Here is a 16,111-nt window from a genome sequence, read left to right as displayed (position 1 = left end):
TCGGCGACGGAACATGGCGACATGACGCCGATGTCTCACGTTCGCTCGATCCCGCCCCTTCTCGCGCCCGGCGCGCTGGCTGCCTCGTTCCTCCTGTTCGCCGGACCGGCGCTGGCCGCCAAACCGGCGCCGCCGCTGGACCCATCCGCGCCGTTGACCGAAGTCGCCCGCTCGCCCTCCCGCGTCTGGAACGGCGTCGTGGCCCTGCCGGACGGGCGGATGATCCTGCAATATCCCGCCTGGGCGGGCACGCCCGGCCCCGCCCTTACGCTGCGCGAGGCGGACGGCACGCAGCACCCCTACCCCGACGCGGGCTGGAACGATGACGCCACGGCGGACGCGGCCCATCGCCTCATCGCGGTCGAGGGAATGCACCTGACCGACGACGGCACCCTGTGGGTTCTGGACAGCGGCATCGCCACCGACGGCCAGCCGGCCGTGCCGGGGGGCACGAAGCTGGTGCGGATCGACACGCGGACCGGCGGGGTCGTCCGAACCTATCCGATCGACCCCGCCGTGCTGCATCCCGACAGCCGCCTGTCGGGCGTGCGGGTCGGCCGCGGCCATGCCTTCATCGGCGATTCCGGCGTGGCAGGCCTGATCGTCATGGACCTGGGCCACGATGGCGCCGGGCCGGTGACCCAGCGGCGGCTGCTGGATCGGCAACCGTCGCTGACCGCGCAGCAGCCGATCACGGTCGGCGGCCAGGTGCTGCATGACCGGACCGGGCACACCGCCGTCATCAACGTCAACCAGATCGAAATCAGCCCGGACAGCCAATGGCTGTACTACCAGGCGGCCAGCGGCCCGCTGTACCGGATCGGCACCGAACTGCTGACCGACACCAGCATCACCGATGTCGAACTGGATGACGGAACGACCCTCTGGTACAAGACACCGCCGCTGGGCGGCATGACGGTGGCGCGCGACGGCACGCTCTATTTCGACGATGTGTCGACCGGCAGCATCTTCCGCTTCACCGCCGGGCGGGTGTACCAGCGCATCGTCGTCGATCCGCGCCTGCGCTGGCCCGCCAACCCGTACGTGACGGCCGACGGCAAGCTGTATGTCCCCGTCGCCCAACTGGACCGCACGCCGCCCTTCAACCAGGGGCGGCTGGACGTCCAGTGGCCCCTGTCGCTGTACCGGGTCGATGTCGGCGCCCTGCCCCCGCCCGAACGCTAGGCGCGCTTACGGCACGCGCCCCCTTCGCGCCGGAGCCGCTTGGGACTATGATCGCCGCCATGCGCTACGTTTCTACCCGGGGACAGGCCCCCGTCCGTGATTTTTCCTCCGTCCTGCTGGCCGGGCTTGCCGAGGATGGCGGCCTGTACCTGCCGGAAACCTGGCCGGTCCTGACCGCCGGCGACTGGCGGGCCCTGCGCGGCCTGCCCTACCCCGAGCTGGCCGCCCGCATCATCGCGCCCTACGCCGAAGGCTCCATTCCGTTCGATGTCCTGCGGCACCTGTGCCGCGAGGCCTATGCGTCGTTCGACCATGCCGCCATCGTCCCCCTGACGCAGGTCGAGGACGGTTTGTTCGTCCAGGAACTGTTCCATGGTCCGACGCTGGCGTTCAAGGACATGGCGATGCAGCTTCTGGGCCGCCTGTTCGACCATGTGCTGGAACAGCGCGACGAACATGTGACCATCGTCGGCGCGACGTCGGGCGACACCGGATCGGCGGCGATCGAGGCCTGTCGCGGTCGCGCGCGGCTGAAAATCGTGATCCTGCACCCCGAAGGCCGCACGTCGGACGTGCAGCGGCGGCAGATGACGACCGTGCTGGAACCCAACGTGACCAATCTGGCGGTCCAGGGCACCTTCGACGACTGTCAGGATCTGGTGAAGGCGATGTTCGCCGACGCACCCTTCCGGCAGGACATGCGCCTGTCGGCGGTCAATTCCATCAACTGGGCCAGGATCGCGGCCCAGATCCCCTATTACGTCTATGCTGCCCTGGCGCTGGGCGCGCCCGACCACGAGGTTTCGTTCGCGGTGCCGACCGGCAATTTCGGCAATGTCCTGGCCGCCTGGGCGGCCCGGCGCATGGGCCTGCCCATCCGCGCGCTGTGCGTGGGGTCGAACCGTAACGACATCCTGACGCGCTTCCTGCACGATAACGACATGAGCGTGCACGGCGTGGTGCCCAGCCTGTCGCCGTCGATGGACATCCAGGTTTCGTCGAATTTCGAGCGCCTGCTGTTCGAACTGCTGAACCGTGACGCGGCGGCCTGCGCGCGGATCATGACCGGATTCCGCCAGACCGGACGGATGGAGGTCCCGGACGCCGTCTGGCGCCAGGCGGCCGGCCTGTTCCACGGCCTGGCCCTTGACGATGCGGCGACGAAGACCGAAATCCAGCATCTGAACGACGCCAGCCTCTATCTGGCCGATCCGCACAGCGCCATCGGCATCGCGGCCGGCCGGATGTTCCGCGAACCCGGAATCCCGATGGTGGCGATGGCGACCGCGCATCCGGCCAAGTTCCCCGATGCAATGGAACAGGCCACCGGCATTCGCCCGGCCCTGCCGAAGCGGCTAGGGGATCTGTTCGACCGTCCGGAGCGTTACGACGTTGTCTCCGCGCGCCTCGAGGCCGTCGAGGACAAAGTCCGCGCGGCCGTGCTGAAGAACTTCGCCTGACCCCGACTCTCACTCTCCCGACGCCCGGCCGCCGCCGGCCGGACCGTCACGCAGGATCGTAATGACCGAGCAGATCAACGTCACCCGCCTTCCCTCCGGCCTCACGGTCGTCACCGAACGCATGGACCGCGTGGAAACGATATCCTTCGGGGCCTATGTCGCCGCGGGCACGTGCAACGAGCATGCCGAGGAAAACGGGGTTTCGCACTTTCTCGAACACATGGCCTTCAAGGGGACGGACAGCCGCACCGCCGCCGGAATCGCCGAGGAAATCGAGAATGTCGGCGGCCATATCAACGCCTACACGGCGCGCGAGCACACGGCCTACTACGTCAAGCTGCTGAAGGAAGACCTGGCGCTGGGCGTCGACATCATCGGCGACATCCTGACGCACAGCAGCTTCGCCCCCGACGAAGTCGAGCGCGAGCGCGGTGTCATCCTGCAGGAAATCGGCCAGGCGAACGACACGCCGGACGACATCATCTTCGACCATTTCCAGGAAACGGCATTCCCCGGCCAGGCAATGGGCCGCCCCACCCTGGGCACCGAAGCGCTGATCCGCGAGATGAGCCGCGACACCCTGATGCGCTACATGCGCACCCACTACACCACGGCGAATACGGTCATCGCGGCGGCGGGCAACCTGCATCATGCCGATGTGGTGGCGCTGGTCGAACGGCATTTCCGCGACCTGCCCGCGCCCGGAACCACCGCCCGGTTCGAATCCCGCTATCTGGGCGGCGAATACCGCAAGGAAAAGGAACTGGACCAGGCCCATGTCGTGCTGGGCTTCCCCTCGGTCGGATATGGGGACCCGGATTATTATCCCGTTCTGCTGCTCTCGACCCTGCTGGGCGGGGGCATGTCGTCCCGGCTGTTCCAGGAAATCCGCGAAAAGCGGGGGCTGGTCTATTCGGTCTATTCGTTCAACGCCCCGTTCCGCGACGGCGGGCTGTTCGGCATCTATGCCGGCACCGGCGAAGACCAGGTCGAGGAACTGATCCCCGTGACGCTGGAGGAACTGCGCAAGGTGCAGCTTCAGGTGGGGCAGGATGAGCTGGACCGGGCGCGCGCGCAGCTGAAATCCTCGTTGCTGATGTCCCTGGAAAGCACCGGCAGCCGGTGCGAGCAACTGGCCCGGCAGCTTCAGGTCTTCGGCCGCCTGATCCCCACGGCCGAGACCGTGGCGAAGATCAACGCCGTGACCATCGCCGATGTACAGCGCGTCGCGACCCGCCTGTTCCGTGGAACGCCGACCCTGGCCTCGCTCGGCCCGATCCGGAACATTCCCTCGGTCGCCACGATCGCGGAGATCCTTGCGGCATGACCCACGATCCGCTCGACCTCATCGGCACCCTGATCGGCAAGGCCCGGGCCGCCGGAGCGGACGCGGCGGACGCGGTCTACATGGCCCGCACGTCCCATGCCGTGCAGGTCCGCAACGGCAGGACCGAGGATCTGGAACGGTCCGAAACCACCGACCTGGGCCTGCGGGTCTTCGTCGGCCGGCGCTCGGCGATCGTCTCGGCCACCGGGCTGGACCCCGAGCGGTTCGACCAGCTGGTCGAACAGGGGCTGGCCATGGCGCGCGTGGTGCCGGAAGACCCGCATTCCGGCCTGTCGCCCCAGGCCGAATCCGGATTCCTCGATGCCGCGGGGCTCGATCTTCTGGATCCGGCACAGCCCGGAACCGCCGAGTTGCTGGGCCGCGCCCGCGCGGCCGAGGACGCGGCGATGGCCGTTACGGGCGTCACCAACAGCAATGGCGGGTCGGCGTCGGCCGGCCTTTCGGAAATCGTGCTGATGACATCGGCCGGATTTTCCGGGCGCTACGCGCGCAGCAGCCATTCGGTGTCGGCCAGCGTGCTGGCGGGCCAGGGCACCGGCATGCAGCGCGATTACGATTTCCACGCCACCGTGCATCTTCATGACCTGGACGACCCGGCCGTCATCGGGCGCAGCGCCGGCGAACGTGCGGTGGCCCGCCTGAACCCGACCCGGCCCCGGACGGGCACCCTGCCGGTCGTCTTCGATCCGCGCGTGTCCTCCAGCCTGCTGGGGCATCTGGCGGGCGCGGTGAACGGCAGCGCCATCGCGCGGGGCACGTCCTTCCTGAAGGACCGCATGGGCCAGCGGATCATGCCCGCCGGGGTCCATATCCTGGACGACCCCACCCGGCCGCGCGGCCTGACCGCCCATCCGTTCGACGGCGAGGGCGCGCGCACGGGCGAACTGGTCATCGTCGAGGACGGCATCCTGCGGAACTGGGCACTCGATTCCCGCAGCGCGCGGCAGATCGGACTGCCCGGCAACGGCCGCGCCAGCCGTGGCGCCTCGGCCCCGCCCTCGCCGTCCCTGGGCAGCCTGTACGCCCGCCCCGGCGCCCCGACCCCCGAGGAACTGATGGCGGATATTACCGAGGGGCTGTATATTACCGAGATGATGGGATCGGCCATTAATGGTCTGACAGGCGATTACAGTCGCGGGGCGGCGGGTTTCATGATCCGCAACGGCGTCCTTGCGGAACCGGTCGCCGAACTGACCGCCGCGGGGAACCTGAACGACATGTTCGCCCGTCTGATCCTGGCCAGCGATCTGGAATTCCGGCGGGGCATCAACGCCCCCACCATCCGGATCGACGACATGATGATCGCCGGTTCCTGATCGGCAAGCACAGGAATAAGCTGACACCCATGACCAGAACGACCAAGACCGTCGTTTCCCGCCCGGCGCGCCGGACGTCCGTCCTGCTGCTGGGGGCGGCCCTTGCCCTACTGCCATTGACGGGCATGCCGCATCACGCCGACGCCCGCCCGGGCGGTGGTTCGTCGTTCGGCAGCCGTGGGTCGCGCACCTACAGCGCGCCGCCGCCGACGGCGACCTCGCCCTATGGCGGCACGCCGATGCAGCGTTCCATCATGCCGCAGTCGCCCGGACCGGGCTACGGCGCGGCTGCGCCCTCGGCCTTTCCGCGCTCGCCCTACGGCACCCCCTATGCCGCGATGAGCCGGCCGCATCCGTTCGCCAACGGCTTCCTGGGCGGCATGCTGGGCGCCGGGCTGTTCGGCGTGCTGTTCGGCCACGGGATCGCGGGCGGCCTGCATGGAGGCGGCAGCTTCCTGGGCTTCCTGATCCAGATCCTGTTGCTGGGCCTGTTGATCACCTGGCTGATCCGCCGGTTCGGCGGCGGCAGGCGCGCCGCCACGCCGATGCCGGCGGGTGCGTATGGCCAGGGCGCGTACGGTCAGGGCATGCCCGGCCCGGCCGCGGCGCAGGTCACGATCACGCCCGACGATTATCGTGCGTTCCAGAGGCTGCTGCTGGATATCCAGGCAGCATGGAGCCAGCAGAACCTGCCGGCCCTGCAGCACATGGCCACGCCCGAAATGGTGGGATATTTCAATGCCCAGCTTTCGGACCTGGCCAGCCGGGGCGCACGCAACGTCGTCTCGGACGTCCGGTTCGAACAGGGCGACCTGTCCGAAGCCTGGAGCGAAAACGGGGCCGACTACGCCACCGTCGCCATCCGCTATTCCATGGTGGACATCACCACCGACATGACCGGACGTGTCATCGACGGCAGTTCGACCGAACGGGTCACGGCGACGGAACTGTGGACCTTCGTACGGCCGTCAGGCGGCGGCGCATGGCTACTGTCGGCCATCCAGCAGGCCCGCTGACCACAAGCCGGGGCCGGTGTGAAACCGGCCCTTATACCAACCTGCCTTGAGATTGACGTATAACCAGGGCTCTGCCCTGGACCCGACAGGGCCTGAGGCCCTGCACCCCGATCACATTTTGATAACGAATGGGTTTCCAAAGGGCGACTGCCCTTTGGTGGGTCAAGGGCAACGCCCTTGGCGGGGACATCTCATGCGTCAGTCTTGCAGAAAGTCGGTATTACATCCGGACCAGGGCCAACCCGTAGAAAACCGCGGCCAGGGCGATCAGCGTGATCGCGACGCCATAGATGCGTCCCTTGTGGCGGCGGGCATATTCCGCCGTTTCACCGGGCGACAGGGTAGCGGGCTGGCGCGTCATCGTCTTCGTCTCCGTCTTCCAGGATCAGGGCCCTGCCCTGAAACCCGCCAAAGGCCACCGGCCTTTGGAAACCAATCTGTCGATCCATGATCGGGGTCCAGGCCCTCAGGCCCCGGGGGGGCGGGCAACGCCCGACTTGATTAACCTATCAGGAAATGATCGGCCAGCAGGCCGCAGAACAGCAGGAACAGATAGGCCAGCGAGTAACGGAACGCGCGACGCGCGGGACCGTCCCCGGTCAGGCTTACCCCCTTGTCGTCCTGACGGTCCAGCAGCACCCGGATGGCGCTGTAGACGAACCCGGCATCCAGCAGCGACGCCGTCGCGGTATAGAGCCAGCCCGACAGATGCATGACCGACGGAACCAGCGAGACCGCCGACAGGATCAGCGTATACCACAGGATCTGCCAGCGCGTGTGCCGCGCGCCCCGGACGACCGGCAGCATGGGAATGCCCGCGCGGCCGTAATCCTTGCAGGCATACAGCGACAGCGACCAGAAATGGGGCGGCGTCCAGAGGAAGACGATGGCGAACATCACCACCGGCAGCACGTCGATCGACCCGGTCGCGGCAGCCCAGCCGATCATCGGCGGGAAAGCCCCGGCAGCGCCGCCGATCACGATGTTCTGCGGCGTCGAGCGCTTGAGCCACATCGTATAGATCACGGCGTAGAAGAAGATCGAGAACGCCAGCACGAACGCGGCCAGCGCATTGGTCGCCAGCCACATCAGCAGCACCGACGCCACCGACAGGCCGATCCCGAAGCCCAGCGCCTCTTCCGCCCTGATGCGACCATCCGGGATCGGGCGGGTCGCGGTGCGCGTCATCACCGCGTCGATATCGCGGTCGTACCACATGTTAATGGCGCCAGCAGCGCCCGAGGCCATGCAGATGCACAGGATGCTGACGGTCGCGACCAGCGGGTTCATCCCGCCCGGGGCCATGGCCAGCCCCGCCGCGCCGGTGAACACGACCAGCGAGATGACGCGCGGCTTCAACAGGGCGAACCAGTCCCTTGCCTCGGTCCCCACCACCGCCGCGCTGAACCGCGCGTCGGTGTCGGCTACGGACAGTCCGGTGCTCATGCCCGCACCTCATAGGCAGGGAAATCGGTGAAGGAGTGGCGTGGCGCGGGCGACGGCAGGGACCATTCCAGCGTCCGTGCGCCGGCGCCCCAGTAGTTGCCCCCCATCGCCTGAGTGCCACGCCGCAGGGTCACGACGACCACGGCAACGAAGGTCAGCATGGACAGGCCCAGCAATGCCGCCCCCAGCAGTGCGAAGACCGGCTGATGGGGCACAAGGCACAGCAGCGTGCCCGTCGCCGCCAGGGCGATGTGCAGCCGCCCGCCCGCCTCGGGGCAGGCATGACCCGACATCTTGCCGATCCAGTAATAGAAACCCGCGAAAGTCGCGAACAGCGCCGCCGGCAGCGCCACCGCGTGCCCATCGGCCGCACCCGACAGGGCCGACAGCACCGGCCCCACCACAAGCAGCCCGACGAAGGCGCAGGCCCACAGCATCGGCACCCGCAGGGCCAGTCGCCCACCGGCGATGGTGCTGCCCCAGGCCATCAGCAGGGCCAGCATCGGCACCATGACGGCCGCCTGTTCGACCATCGGGCGTGTTCCGGCCGCCGCCGCCAGACCGGCCGCGAACATATCATGCGTCCAGACGGTGGCGCCCCCCACGGACATGACCGCCATCGCGCCCAGGGCAACCCACCGCAGGCGCAGGGGAACGCCCGAAAACGTCTCGATGACCTGGCAGACGATACCCGATGCCGGCAACAGCAGCAGCGCGACCTCGGGGCCCGAAAAGGCCCGCAGCGCCAGGTCGACATCCCGCAGGCCGGCGCCCGACAGCAGCCCCTTGGTCAGGGCGGCAGCCAGGACGGGCAGGACGATGACCATCATCATCGCCGTCAGCGCCTGCGCCCAGACGAACAGCGGCATGCCGCTCAGCGACAGCCCGGCGCGACGCATGTTCAAAACCGTGGCCACCATATTGATCGACAGGCCTAGCATCGCGGCACACCACAGCAGGGTCGCCCATTGCGGCAGCGACGACCCCGCCCCCGACGGCACGCCGGACAGCAGCATCAGGAAACTGGCGGTGACGCCGGCCCAGCACAGCAGGTTCAACCGGGGGAACGCCATAGAGGGCGCCCCCAGCAGCAGCGGCACGAACCAGCTTCCGAAACCGCCGACCAGCGCCGGCAGGGCGCAGAACATGACCATCATCGCGCCGTGGTCGATGGCGACGCGATCCCATGGGCCCGACATCGGCCGGGCCTGGCCCAGTTGCAGCATCAGCGCCAACCCGCCGCCCACAAGCCCGGCAAGGACGGCCAGCGCCAGATACAGCGTGCCGATGTCCTTATGGCCGGATGCGCGGACACATCGCGCCAGAAAGCCGCCGGTTCCGATCTCCATCCGAACCTGCCCTTCTGTCGGCATTCGCCTGTTCTCCTGCGATAGCGGACCGCCCGGGGCGGTCTTCCTGAAATCGCGGATACTTTACTCCCACGATCAGGGAATGACGACCCCCGACCGCCGTCGCATCAGGCATGACCATTATTCGGGTCGTGCCGGGCGGCAGGCGCGGGGATCAGGCGACCAGCGCCTCGACCGGCTGCAGTTCGCCGTCGCGGCGCAGCGACACCAGCGTGAATAGGCCGGCGGGCGGCACCGGCCGGATGGTGGCCTGTGCCAGATCGGCCGGCGGCAACAGCGATTCGATGGCGAAATCGGGATGCCAGCCCAGCGAGCGCGACGCCCGCGCCATGCCGCGTTCCACCGCCAGGCGTACACCGCCGGTCGCCAGGAAATGGTTTACGAACAGGATATGCCCGCCCGGACGGACCACCCGCTTCAGTTCGCACAACAGGCGACGGGGATGGGGCACCACCGAGGCCACGAACATCGCCACGGCGATGTCGAACGACCCGTCGGCGAAGCGCGTTTCCTCGGCATCCATTTCCAGCAGGGCGTCGACATTGCGCAGGTTCAGCCGCGCGACGCGCTGGCGCGCGCGATCCAGCATATCGCCCGACAGGTCGATGCCGGTAATGCGCTTGTCGGACCGGTAGTGCGGCAGGGCCAAGCCAGTGCCCACCCCGACTTCCAGCACCGCCGTCCCCGGCAGGGCGTTGACCGCCGCAACCGCGCGCTTGCGTCCGAAGGCAGAAACACCGCCGAACAGGGTATCGTAGACGCCCGCCCAGCGGCGATAGGCGGCCTTGACCGCCTCGGCATCCAGTGCGGCACGCGGGGTCGGCACGCAACCGCCTGCGACCCCGGTCCCCGTCTCGGCGGGTGCTTCTTGAAGAACTTCGCTCATCAGGCTTCCTCTCTGCCCTGCCGGGCGGCTCTCTTCAAGTGGCAGTCGATCCAATGTACGCTTGCGCACGGAAATTACCTGCCCTCCCGCCTGTCAGGGTGAAGACCACGGGGAATATCGCGCATGCCGTCGCTAAGATCGTTTCTGATCGTCCTGAGCAGCATCCTGTGGTGCGGACTCATCATTTTCCATTGGCGCAAGGCGTTATGGGAATGGTTCGACAACCGCTTCATCCGCGAAGATCCCGTCCCAGAAAAAACGCGCCCGTCCTCACGGGATCAGACCTGACCCGCCAGACGGCGCAGGATGCAATCCCAGATCAGACCGGCCGAACTGATGCCGTCGAACCGGTCGATTTCCTGAAGGCCGGTGGGCGAGGTCACATTGATTTCCGTCAACCAGTCGCCGATGACGTCGATCCCCACGAAGATCAGGCCGCGTTCGCGCAGCATCGGGCCGATGGCGGCGCAGATCTCGCGATCGCGGGCGGTCAGTTCGACCTTCACCGCGCGGCCGCCCACATGCATGTTCGACCGGGCTTCGCCCTCGGCCGGCACCCGGTTGATCGCGCCGATCGGCTCGCCGTCGGCCAGGATGATCCGTTTGTCGCCGCGCCGGACGGCGGATTCGTAGCGCTGGATCATCAGCGGCTCGCGCGAGCGGGCGAAATGCATCTCCAGCAGGGAATTCAGGTTTTCGTCGTCCTCGCGCAGGCGGAATACGCCGGCCCCGCCATTGCCGAACAGCGGCTTGACGATGATGTCGCGCCATTCGGCCCTGAAATCGCGGATCGCCTGGACATCCCATGTCACCAGGGTGGGCGGCATCAGGTCCGGATAATGCGTGACCAGCAGCTTTTCGGGCGCATTGCGGACCGATTCCGGGTCATTCACCACCAGCGCGCGGCCGGGGCCTGTGCCATGCACATGCTCCAGCATATGCGTCGCGGTGATGTAGGCCATGTCGAACGGCGGATCCTGCCGCATCAGGATCACGTCCATGTCCGACAGGTCCAGGATCCGTTCCTCGCCCAGGACGGCATGGTCGCCGGCCACGCGCTGCACGCGTGCGGGACGCGCCCGGGCCGTCAGGCGTTCGGCGCGCGCGCCGCCCAGCCGCGTCTGTCCCTCGCGCAGGCTCAGGCCCTGGACCTGGTAGACGAACAGTTCATAGCCCCGCGCCTGTGCCTCCAGCATCAGGGCGAAGGTCGAATCACCGTTGATGTCGATCCCGCCAAGCGGGTCCATCTGAACGGCAACCTTCAACGGGCGGGACATGGACGAAACCTCCGGACGCGATTCGGGCTTGGGATGACGGCAATCGCCATCCGCCCCTGCCTTTTAGTCGAGTTTCGGGACACTGAGAAACCTCATACCGCCGGGGCCGATGCGCATCGGTCCGGCACATCGCACGCCGGGTAGGCAATCCGCAGGATTTCGATCATTTCCGGGCCGGACGGGGTCAGCAGCCGGACTTCGTCGCCCACCCGTCCGCCCAGCAGCGCATGGGCCACCGGCGATGCCAGGCTGACCTGGCCCGCGGCCAGATCGGCCTCGTCCACGCCGACGATGGCCACGGTCCGTTCCTCGTCCGCTTCGGTCACGTAGGACACGGTGGCGCCGAAGAACACCCGGTCGCGCTGCGTCTGGGCCGCCGGATCGACCACGATGGCCTTCTCGATCCGTCGGGTCAGGAAACGCACCCGGCGATCGATCTCGCGCAGGCGCTTCTTGCCGTAAAGATAGTCGCCGTTTTCCGAACGATCGCCATTGCCGGCCGCCCACGACACGATATCCACGATCCGGGGCCGTTCCTCGCGCATCAGCGAAGCAAGTTCCGCGCGCATCGCCGCCATGCCCGCCGGGGTGACGTAGCGCGACACGCCGGCCAGCCGGCGCGGGACATCGTCTTCGTCGTTCGCGTCGTCCATATCGTCATGCGTCATGGGGCGGCATTCTGCCTCAGCACGCCGTCAGCACAAAGCGGATATGTCCCTCCAGCTTCTCGCCGGGCGCCAGCACCCGCACGCCGCGATCGACGACGCCAGGATGGTTCAGCCCGTCATTCATGTTCGAGACCGGTTCGACCGCGATGTAGGGTTTGTCCGGCGGGGTGAACAGCACAAGGTGGCGGAAGGGTTCGCCGGCCTCGACCGTCAGGGCCAGCCCCTCGTTGGGCCAGCGCAGGAAGGCGGCGCCCGGCCATTCGGCATAGCAATTGTCGATCGCCTGCCCGTCGACCTCGCGCATATGCTCGAACGACCAGTCGCCCGTCGCCGGCACGCGCAGCGACGGCAGGTTCCGCTCGTCGCTGGTCCAGACGGTGTCGGCGCAGAACCCAAGACGCAGGCCGCTGCGGCGAGGGAAATAGGGGTGGAATCCCATCCCCACGGGTTGCGGCCGGCTGTCGGTATTTTCGATCAGCATGCCGATCGACAGGCTGTCTTCCCGCAGGTCGAAGCGCAGTTGCGCGTAATAGGCGAACGGCCATTCCACCATCGACGCGCCGTGCGGCGGATGCCAGGACAGCACCAGGGTCGCGCTGGCATCGGACAGCAGTTCCAGCTCCCAGGCATGTTCCCACCCGTTGCCGTGGATGGCGTGGCTCTCGCCCCCGAAATTGGGCGAGAGCTGGTAATCCTCCCCCTCGAAATGAAACCGGCCGTCGGCCACGCGATTGGAAAACGGCAGCAGGGGATAGCCCGCGACACGCCGCCCCTTCTGGGCCAGCAGGTTCATGTCGCGGACGGGATGCAGCAACTGGGTCCCGCCGCTGGTCCAGTGGGCGATCGCTCCGCCCAGGTCGGGCAGCAATCCCAGCCGGGCATTGCCGGCAGCCAGTTCGATCATTCCATCCCTACCTTCTTTTCCCTCGGCCGCCGCGCCGTGACCTCAGCGCGACGCGCGGCGGCCCCCGCCCGGCCTGCGCGATCCGCGCCCCTTGTCGGGGTCGTAACCGCCGCCGCCAGGTCCCAGCGGTTCCGGCACCTTGCCCTTTCCCCGCCGCGGGGGGCGTCCGGTGCTGCCCGCGACGCCGGCGGTCGATACCGGCGCGGGCGGCGCTTCCAGGCCCAGTTGCAGGGCCTCCAGCCGCTTGATCTCGTCGCGCAGACGCGCGGCGGTTTCGAATTCCAGGTCGGCCGCCGCCGCGCGCATCCGCTTTTCCAGCTCGGCGATGGTGCTGCCCAGATCCTTGCCGACGAATTCGCCGATGGTTTCGCCCTTCACCGGGGTGACGGTGACGTAGTCCTGCTCGAACACCGAGGACAGGGCATCGCCGATCTGCTTGCGGACCGATTGCGGCGTGATGCCGTGGGCGGTGTTCCAGGCCGACTGCTTCTCGCGCCGGCGGGCGGTTTCCTCGATGGCGTAGCGCAGGCTGTCCGTCATCTTGTCGGCATAGAGCAGCACGCGCCCGTCCACGTTGCGCGCCGCCCGGCCGATGGTCTGGATCAGCGACGTCCGGGACCGCAGGAACCCTTCCTTGTCCGCATCCAGGATGGCGACCAGGGAACATTCGGGAATATCCAGCCCCTCGCGCAGCAGGTTGATGCCGATCAGGACATCGAACGCCCCCAGCCGCAGGTCGCGGATGATCTCGATCCGCTCCAGCGTATCCACGTCGGAATGCAGGTAGCGGACGCGGATCCCGGCCTCGTTCATGTAATCGGTCAGGTCCTCGGCCATCCGCTTGGTCAGGGTGGTGACCAGGATGCGCCCGCCCGCGGCGATCGTCAGCCGGCATTCGGCCAGAAGATCGTCCACCTGCCGTTCCACCGGGCGCACGTCGGTCACCGGGTCGATCAGGCCGGTCGGGCGGATGACCTGTTCGGCAAACACGCCGCCGACCCGTTCCATTTCCCACGGCCCCGGCGTGGCGCTGACGAACAGCGTCTGCGGGCGGAATTTGTCCCATTCCGCGAATTTCAGCGGCCGGTTGTCCAGGCAGGACGGCAGGCGAAAGCCGAATTCCGACAGGATGGATTTCCGCGCGAAGTCGCCGCGTTCCATGCCGCCGATCTGCGGCACCGTGACGTGGCTTTCATCGACGATCAGCAGCGCATCTTCGGGCAGGTACTCGAACAGGGTCGGCGGCGGCTCGCCGGGCTTGCGGCCGGACAGGTAGCGGGAATAGTTCTCGATTCCCTTGCACACGCCGGTGGTCTCGATCATTTCCAGGTCGAAGGTCGTGCGCTGCTGCAGCCGTTCGGCCTCCAGCAGTTTTCCCTCGGCCGTCAGTTCGGCCAGCCTCTGGCGCAATTCATGCTTGATGCCGATGACCGCCTGGTTCAGCGTCGGGCGCGGCGTCACGTAATGGCTGTTGGCGTAGATGCTGACCTCTTGCAGATCGCCCGTCTTGTCCCCGGTCAGGGGATCGAATTCGATGATCGCGTCGATCTCGTCCCCGAACAGCGAAATCCGCCAGGCCCGGTCCTCGTTCTGCACGGGGAAGACGTCCACGCTCTCGCCCCGGACGCGGAAGGTGCCACGCTGGAAGGCCGCATCGTTGCGCCGGTATTGCAGTTCCACCAGCGCTTTGACCAGCTTGTCGCGGTCGATCTCGCCGCCCGCCTCCAGGCGCACCACCATGCGGGAATAGGTCTCGACCGAGCCGATACCGTAGATGCACGAGACCGAGGCCACGATGATGACGTCGTTGCGTTCCAGCAGCGCCTGGGTCGCCGCGTGACGCATCCGGTCGATCTGTTCGTTGATCTGGCTGTCTTTCTCGATATACGTGTCCGACCGGGGCACGTAGGCCTCGGGCTGGTAGTAATCGTAGTAGCTGACGAAATATTCCACCGCATTGTCGGGGAAAAACTGCTTCATCTCGCCGTAAAGCTGCGCCGCCAGGGTCTTGTTCGGGGCCAGCACAAGAGTGGGCTTCTGCGTCGCCTCGATGATCTTGGCCATCGTGAACGTCTTGCCCGACCCGGTCACGCCCAGCAGGACCTGGTCGCGCTCGCCCCCCTCGACGCCCGTCACCAGTTCGGAAATCGCCTGCGGCTGATCCCCCGCCGGCTCGTAGGGCGAGACGATCGTCAGCCGTCGCGTCTTTTCCTTGGGCGGCTGACGTTCGGGCTGGAAGGTCACGATGTCTTCCGACGGATCGGGACGGCGCGTCTTCTTTCGGGCGGATTGGGCCATGGATATGGAATCTGGCGACTGCCGCGACCGGGCGCAAGGGCCATCGCACGCATGCCCCTCCCCGCCGCCGCCCGCCGATTCGGCCTTGGCATGCCGGCTGGTCCTCCTACACTGAAAAAATGAGAGCCTTTTCCCCAGATGCCGGCGGGCCGGGAGGCCCCATCATCCGTGTCATCGACCTGGAAACCAGCGGGCGCGACGTGTCCGATGGCGGCATCGTGGAAATCGGCTGGCAGGACCTGCGGTGCACGGCCGACGGGACGTGGACCCTCTCAGGTCCGCCCCTGGCCTGCCTGACCCATCCGGGCGGCCCGATCACGCCGGCGACGTCGGCGATCCATCACATCACTGACGACGATGTGCGCGACGCCCCGCCCTTCACCACTGTCGCACCCGCGATCCTGCGTCCGCAGGCACCGCTTGTCGCCTTCGCCGCCCATCGCGCGGCGTTCGAGCAACGATGGATCCACGGCAGCCTGCCCGTCGTGCGAGGCACGGGGCCGCGTTGGATCTGCACCTATAAATGCGCGCTGCGGCTGTGGCCGGACGAGCCGGGACATTCGAACCAGGGCCTGCGCTATTCCCGCCGCCCCACCGGGCTGGACCGCGCGCTGGGCCATCCGGCGCACCGTGCCGGGCCGGACGCCTATGTCACCGCCCATCATCTGCGCGACATGCTGGCCCTGGCCCCGGTCGAGACATTGCTGCGCTGGTCGCGCGAACCCGCCCTGCTGGCGAAAGTACCGCACGGCCCGTTGCGCGGGCGACGGATCCGGCATCTGGAGGCGGAGGATCTGGACCGCCTCGTCATGGCGGACCGGGGACGCAGCCCCGACCTGGCCTTCACCGTGCGGACCGAACAGGCCCGCCGGCGCGGCACGGCGCACGCCGGGGCGCCGGACCGACCGACCCAGCCCTGCCTGCCGCTGTGACGGAC

General features: G+C 67.6%; 14 protein-coding genes. 6 read left to right on the top strand and 8 right to left on the bottom strand.

What is annotated here, in order from left to right:
* The first annotated feature begins 21 nt into the window (after positions 1-21).
* From HLH34_RS07200 to HLH34_RS07180, 5 genes are all read left to right on the top strand, one after another.
* Positions 22-1,185: a major royal jelly family protein gene (locus HLH34_RS07200; protein WP_244959725.1), complete on the top strand. Its 1,164-nt coding sequence runs from the start codon at positions 22-24 to the stop codon at positions 1,183-1,185.
* A 59-nt stretch (positions 1,186-1,244) separates the two neighbouring features.
* Complete coding sequence (thrC, locus tag HLH34_RS07195) at positions 1,245-2,645, top strand: threonine synthase (RefSeq protein WP_183119017.1); 1,401 nt, start codon at positions 1,245-1,247, stop codon at positions 2,643-2,645.
* Positions 2,646-2,706: 61 nt separating this feature from the next.
* On the top strand, positions 2,707-3,972 hold the full coding sequence (locus tag HLH34_RS07190; protein ID WP_183118909.1) for a M16 family metallopeptidase: 1,266 nt from the start codon (positions 2,707-2,709) through the stop codon (positions 3,970-3,972).
* The gene (locus HLH34_RS07185; RefSeq protein ID WP_183118908.1) at positions 3,969-5,309 is read left to right on the top strand and encodes a TldD/PmbA family protein; all 1,341 of its coding nucleotides are present in this window, start codon (positions 3,969-3,971) and stop codon (positions 5,307-5,309) included. Before HLH34_RS07190 ends, HLH34_RS07185 begins: the two co-directional genes overlap by 4 nt.
* 29 nt (positions 5,310-5,338) lie before the next feature.
* Positions 5,339-6,325, top strand: a complete 987-nt coding sequence (locus tag HLH34_RS07180) for a Tim44 domain-containing protein (RefSeq protein ID WP_183118907.1) — start codon at positions 5,339-5,341, stop codon at positions 6,323-6,325.
* Between the two features lie 220 nt (positions 6,326-6,545).
* Here the strand turns inward: HLH34_RS07180 and HLH34_RS07175 are convergent, their stop codons facing one another.
* The 8 genes from HLH34_RS07175 to uvrB all read right to left on the bottom strand — a co-directional run bounded on the left by HLH34_RS07175 (position 6,546) and on the right by uvrB (position 15,174).
* The gene (locus HLH34_RS07175; RefSeq protein WP_183118906.1) at positions 6,546-6,686 is read right to left on the bottom strand and encodes a hypothetical protein; all 141 of its coding nucleotides are present in this window, start codon (positions 6,684-6,686) and stop codon (positions 6,546-6,548) included.
* A gap of 140 nt (positions 6,687-6,826) precedes the next feature.
* Complete coding sequence (gene cyoE, locus HLH34_RS07170) at positions 6,827-7,771, bottom strand: heme o synthase (protein WP_183118905.1); 945 nt, start codon at positions 7,769-7,771, stop codon at positions 6,827-6,829.
* Positions 7,768-9,144, bottom strand: coding sequence for a cbb3-type cytochrome c oxidase subunit I (locus HLH34_RS07165; protein WP_183118904.1), 1,377 nt, complete (start codon positions 9,142-9,144; stop codon positions 7,768-7,770). The genes cyoE and HLH34_RS07165 overlap by 4 nt, the downstream gene beginning before the upstream one ends.
* Positions 9,145-9,295: 151 nt before the next feature.
* Positions 9,296-10,027 carry a class I SAM-dependent methyltransferase gene (locus HLH34_RS07160; RefSeq protein ID WP_183118903.1) on the bottom strand — a complete coding sequence of 244 codons (732 nt, stop codon included), beginning with the start codon at positions 10,025-10,027 and terminating at the stop codon, positions 9,296-9,298.
* 278 nt (positions 10,028-10,305) lie between these two features.
* Positions 10,306-11,304, bottom strand: a complete 999-nt coding sequence (gene gshB / locus HLH34_RS07155; protein WP_183118902.1) for a glutathione synthase — start codon at positions 11,302-11,304, stop codon at positions 10,306-10,308.
* Positions 11,305-11,396: 92 nt separating this feature from the next.
* Positions 11,397-11,957 carry a transcription elongation factor GreB gene (gene greB / locus HLH34_RS07150; RefSeq protein WP_183119016.1) on the bottom strand — a complete coding sequence of 187 codons (561 nt, stop codon included), beginning with the start codon at positions 11,955-11,957 and terminating at the stop codon, positions 11,397-11,399.
* A 31-nt stretch (positions 11,958-11,988) separates the two neighbouring features.
* Positions 11,989-12,876: an aldose 1-epimerase gene (locus HLH34_RS07145; protein ID WP_183118901.1), complete on the bottom strand. Its 888-nt coding sequence runs from the start codon at positions 12,874-12,876 to the stop codon at positions 11,989-11,991.
* 42 nt (positions 12,877-12,918) lie between these two features.
* The gene (gene uvrB / locus HLH34_RS07140) at positions 12,919-15,174 is read right to left on the bottom strand and encodes an excinuclease ABC subunit UvrB (protein ID WP_183118900.1); all 2,256 of its coding nucleotides are present in this window, start codon (positions 15,172-15,174) and stop codon (positions 12,919-12,921) included.
* A 119-nt stretch (positions 15,175-15,293) separates the two neighbouring features.
* Here uvrB and HLH34_RS07135 point away from each other — a divergent pair, with 119 nt between their 5' ends.
* Positions 15,294-16,106, top strand: a complete 813-nt coding sequence (locus tag HLH34_RS07135) for an exonuclease domain-containing protein (protein ID WP_183118899.1) — start codon at positions 15,294-15,296, stop codon at positions 16,104-16,106.
* Positions 16,107-16,111 lie beyond the last annotated feature (5 nt).

Source organism: Gluconacetobacter azotocaptans, assembly GCF_014174355.1.
GTDB classification, from domain to species: Bacteria; Pseudomonadota; Alphaproteobacteria; order Acetobacterales; family Acetobacteraceae; genus Gluconacetobacter; species Gluconacetobacter azotocaptans.
The sequence above is the reverse complement of the archived record's forward strand: the minus strand, read 5'-3'. Positions and strand labels throughout refer to the sequence as shown.